The organism is Emticicia sp. (assembly GCF_049241225.1).
In the GTDB taxonomy this organism is placed as follows: Bacteria; Bacteroidota; Bacteroidia; order Cytophagales; family Spirosomataceae; genus Emticicia.
Map to the genome: position 1 here is coordinate 1 of NZ_JBMLRC010000190.1, position 4922 is coordinate 4922.

A 4922-nucleotide genomic window follows, 5' to 3' on the forward strand; every position below is an offset into this window, starting at 1 on the left:
TTGCCTAACAAAAAAACCTGTTGCCTAACAAAAAAACTTAAATCTCAAGATTGTTTAATTTGATTTTCTAGAAACTAACAAAATTGTTCTTTTAAAGCGATAAATCCCATCGGGGCACTGATTGATTTCGAGAATATCGCCTTCTAATTTTCTAATTGTCCAGCCATCACAAGTTGTATCTTGTGCACATTTTACATTTGGACAGGTAATTCTATCCGTAAATTTAATTTTCTTATCTTCGATGGTGTATTTATTGCCAATGATTCCACAGCAATATTCTGTAAAACCAAGAGAATACAACATTGAGAAACTGCTATCAGCTCCGAAACTTAGTCCGGGTAGCGGGGATGTTGTTTTAATCGAAATCCACTTCTTTTCTATCTCATCAAATTTTTCATAAGTTGGTAGCCAAGTACCAACGATATTTTCAGGAGTTATAATCGATTGACTATCTTGTTTACAACTCAGGATAAATAACGATAGACATAAGGTGAAAAATAAAGTTTTCATAGTATAGAAATAATTTTTAAACAGATTCTTAATAAAGAGTCGCTTGCAATAAAAAAGGTTGGAATAAGTAAGAAAAAAAAATCCCAATAGTACAGACCTATCGGGAATTTTGTAACATACTTGACGTTATTTACTGATAATTTTTAACTTTTCGGTATTGGTATCATTAGGCTGAGTTGCTAAAACCTTGGTTCTCCAAACATATAAGTGTTGTAAAGATTTCAATTTTTTCAATTCTGTAACTGTCACATCACTTACCTGTGTTTCGTTGAGGTTGAGGGAGTTTAAGTGCTGCAGTCTAATCAAATCGGAGGCAATGCCATCGCTAATGTTATTTTTTTCTAAACGTAATTTTTCGAGATTAGACATCAACGCAATCGACGAGCCAACGTTGTTGGAAAGGTTTAATTGATTGAGGTTTAACCATACAATATTTTTAGCCAAAGGCACAAGCAATGCCAAGTTTGGCGTAGCTTTTTTATCTATAAAACTCACATCCAACATTACTGGATTATGGTTCATCAACCGAATATTAAAACCTCCAGCAATGGCATTTTGCAACGCCTTTTCATCCACTTGCTTCGGAATGTTTGGATTGGTAAAAGTTTGTATGGATGTGTTTTCTTGTGGTAAAACCGCTCCTGCAATACCCAAAATAGCAGAGGCTACAGCTGTCATTTTTTCGTGATGAGGCACAGCCGTAAAGCCAATATTTTCCGCTCCTTTTCCCTCATCTAACCACCATTTTAGCAAGGCTATTTCTTCGGATGTTAAAGCGGGTTTGCCGTCGGTTGGCATAAATTCTTTGTGGTCGGCAGGCAAGGTTACTCGTCGGAATAGCTCACTTTTTGCCGAAGAACCTAGTACAATCGCTGGCCCATTTTTGCCTCCTTTCAGTAAATCTTGATAATTTACGAGTAATAAATCGCCTTTCTTTTTGCCTTGCTGATGGCATTGTTGGCATTTGTTTTCTAAGACTGGTAAAACCAAATCTTCAAAAACTTTGGCTTGACTCAAACTGCTTACTTGTACTTTTTCTTTTTGGGTTATTTGGCTCAAACTTAGGTAATCAGCCCCATGCGTAAGGTTTCCGCCTTGATGTCCTGCATAGCTCAATAGGCACATTTGTGCCAATAATAAGCCTGAAAATGTTTTATCAGAAAGCTGAAAAATAGCTTGGGAAAAAGTACTTTTTAAGCCGTAAAAAATAAAGGAAATTATTGCTACACTGATACCTGTATATTTGTGATTTCTTAATATGAGATAGTCGTAATCGCCCGTTTGCGACAAAAACCATCCCATTACGCAAGCAATTGTAGCCGAAATGCCTCCCAAAAGCAAAATAAGCGGCACAGCAGGTTTTAGAAAAGCATAGTTAGACTTATAGGTTAAAAGGTCGAAAACAGCAGCGAGTACCAAAAAACCAATCGGCAAATGCACCACCAAAGGGTGCATTCGTCCGAGGTAAGAAAAAATATCCAATAAAATCATTTGTATTAAGTTAGTGAGCTAAATTATATTTGAGGCACAAGGCAACAGGCACAAGGCAAAGAGTGATAAATTGTTTTTTAGTAACGATAGATATGCTTTTGCTGAATGCCCATAGCTAAAAGCCGAAAACTCAAAAAATAAATTTGATAGATTGACGAGGTAAAGTATTAGTAATCATAAAATTATACTCAAAACTCATTACTCAAAATTTAGCACTCATATTTATACCGTTCGTATTAGTTTGATTGGGGCTGTGTGGTTGGCATTCCATTGGCACACATAAATGCTATCGTCTTCGTCGATGCAAACATCATGACCATGACTAAAAATAGGATTTTCTATTGAAAATACCGTTTGTAACTTCCCATTTTGGTACACAGGAGCATTGCCACCGGGATTACTAACGACTTGGTTGTTTTTATCTAAAATGGTGACAAAGCCCGAATCGCCCCAGTTTTGTTTGCCCTCTTTATCTTTACTCCAACAAACGCCAGCGTAGAGGTTTTCTCGATGAAATACTGCCCGACAAACATACATTCCGGGCAATTCTACTTTATATAAATATTTGCCATCAAGGGTGAAAAACTTAAAGCAATTTTCTTCTCTCGACGAACAAACCACTTTCGGATTTTTTGGGTCACGTAGGTCGATTGAAACGCCATGTGCATTGACTAAATTATGCTCAGGATTGGCGTTGTGTTTGCCTCCAAAATGTCGAATATATTGCCCTTTGCTATTGTATTGAATAATGTAATCGCTGCCATAGCCATCGGCTACATAAATATCGCCATTAGGAGCTACGGCGGTTTCGGTGGGCATAAATGGCTCGTTGTCTTTGTAAACGCCAATGGTTCGAGGATGACCAATCGTAAAAATTACTTTGCCATTGGTATCGGTTTTGATGACTTGTCCTGCTTGGCTTTTCCATTGACCACTGCGGTCTTGGTACCAACCGCAATCGGTAATTAGTAAAAAATCTTCCGAACCTTCTTTTGCCAAGCTCAACCCATGTGCCCCCGGAAACGCTAACGTCCAGTTGTCCAACAACTTACCAGATTTATCAAAAATCAAAATATTATTGGCTACGTGGTCGCCAACCATAATCAATCGGCCTTGTTGGTCTTGCACCATTTCGTGACAATTGAACAAAGGCGTGCGATTGACGGTGAGTTTAGCCCAGTTTTTATCTACTTTATACCGAAAATCGTTATGTCCAATGACAAGTTCTTTACTACTGGTATGAGCCAAAGTAGGTTGTTGGCCCATGCCCAATGCTCCTACGGCTGCCGTTAAACCTGTATTTTTGAGAAAATTTCTTCTATTGTAATTCATAGTCTATAAAAAGGTTACGTTTGGTTTTAGGCTAAAATATCTTTTACTACTTTGCCACTCAGGTCAGTTAGTCGATACCTACGGCCTTGTGTTTTGAAGGTAAATCTTTCATGGTCTATGCCCAACAAGTGCATCAAAGTAGCCTGAAAGTCGTGTACATGCACAGGGTCTTTGACGATATTATAACTAAAATCGTCGGTTTCGCCATAACTGATACCTGCTTTTACACCTGCACCAGCCATCCACATACTAAAAGCTCTTGGGTGATGGTCACGTCCGTAATTCTCAGGCGAAAGTTTGCCTTGTGAGTACACCGTTCTACCAAATTCTCCGCCCCAAATCACCAAGGTATCTTCTAATAAACCTCTGCGTTTGAGGTCAGTAATGAGAGCTGCACAGCCTTGGTCAACTTTTTGGCATTGGCTTTGAATACCATTAGGCAAAGCAGCGTGGTGGTCCCAATCTTGGTGATAGAGTTGTACAAATTTGACATCTTTTTCCAGTAATTTTCTCGCCATTAGGCAATTAGCTGCAAAAGTCCCTGATTCTCTCGAATCTTTTCCATACAATTCAAACACCTCGTCGGGTTCGTCGCTCATGTCCATTACTTCTGGAATAGACGTTTGCATACGAAACGCCATTTCGTATTGGGCCAATTTGGCATCTACTTCGGGGTCGCCATAATAATCGGCTTGCAGGCTGTTGAGTTTGTTGAGATAATCGAGCATTTCACGGCGGTCGGCACCGTCGTAATTTTCAGGATTGTTGAGGTACAAAACAGGGTCTTTGCCATTTCTAAATTGTACACCTTGGTGTTTGGTTGGCAAAAAACCGTTCCCCCAAAGACGAGAATATAATGGTTGTCCACCTCCATTTTTCGTAACCAATACAATGAATGAAGGTAAATTTTGGTTATCAGAACCCAACCCATAACTCACCCAAGAGCCAATCGAAGGCCGACCGGGCAATTGGTGTCCTGTTTGAAAAAAGGTAATGGCTGGGTCATGGTTGATATGCTCGGTGTACATCGACTTGATGATACACAATTCATCTACGACTTTGGCGGTATGGGGCAACAATTCCGAAATCATGGTATTGTTTTGTCCATGCGCATTGAATTTGTATAAAGAAGGAGCAATCGGAAAACGGCTTTGGCTGGCACTCATCCCCGTCAAACGTTGGTTTCCTCGCACCGAGTCGGGCAGGTCTTGCCCAAGCATATTGTATAATTTGGGTTTGTAATCAAACGTTTCAAACTGCGAAGGACCGCCACTCATAAACAAATACACCACTCGTTTGGCTTTGGGAGCAAAATGCGGTAATGCCGCCAAAACATCTGCTTCGAGGCTACCAGTATTGTTTTTTTTGGCATTGGCAAATAGCTCTGTTCCTGCCCACAAACCGCCAAGGGCTAATGCACCAAGTCCTAAAGAGGTTTTGGTTAGAAAACGTCTTCTATCATATTTCCGATTGAGTTCATCGAACTCGCCTCCTTGTAGGCGAAATTCCTCATCATGCTGATGTGCCATCTGTTTAATTGTGAATTGGTGAGTTGTGAATGAGTGATTTTTTATATCGGATTTGGGATT

At 39.7% G+C, this 4922-nt stretch carries 4 protein-coding genes; all 4 read right to left on the reverse strand.

Features of this window, described 5'->3' with window-relative positions; all coding sequences use genetic code 11:
• Positions 1-54: 54 nt before the first annotated feature.
• On the reverse strand, positions 55-510 hold the full coding sequence (locus ACOVO2_RS10695) for a hypothetical protein (RefSeq protein ID WP_421769959.1): 456 nt from the start codon (positions 508-510) through the stop codon (positions 55-57).
• Between the two features lie 126 nt (positions 511-636).
• Positions 637-2001, reverse strand: a complete 1365-nt coding sequence (locus tag ACOVO2_RS10700) for a c-type cytochrome domain-containing protein (protein WP_421769960.1) — start codon at positions 1999-2001, stop codon at positions 637-639.
• Positions 2002-2223: 222 nt separating this feature from the next.
• Positions 2224-3333, reverse strand: a complete 1110-nt coding sequence (locus ACOVO2_RS10705) for a twin-arginine translocation signal domain-containing protein (RefSeq protein ID WP_421769961.1) — start codon at positions 3331-3333, stop codon at positions 2224-2226.
• 26 nt (positions 3334-3359) lie between these two features.
• Positions 3360-4862, reverse strand: a complete 1503-nt coding sequence (locus ACOVO2_RS10710; protein ID WP_421769963.1) for a DUF1501 domain-containing protein — start codon at positions 4860-4862, stop codon at positions 3360-3362.
• Positions 4863-4922 lie beyond the last annotated feature (60 nt).

Excerpts from the sequence above, each read along its gene's own strand:
- ACOVO2_RS10695 (WP_421769959.1), bottom strand. The coding sequence starts at position 510 with ATGAAAACTTTATTTTTCACCTTATGTCTATCGTTATTTATCCTGAGT.
- ACOVO2_RS10700 (WP_421769960.1), bottom strand. The coding sequence starts at position 2,001 with ATGATTTTATTGGATATTTTTTCTTACCTCGGACGAATGCACCCTTTG.
- ACOVO2_RS10705 (WP_421769961.1), bottom strand. The coding sequence starts at position 3,333 with ATGAATTACAATAGAAGAAATTTTCTCAAAAATACAGGTTTAACGGCA.
- ACOVO2_RS10710 (WP_421769963.1), bottom strand. The coding sequence starts at position 4,862 with ATGGCACATCAGCATGATGAGGAATTTCGCCTACAAGGAGGCGAGTTC.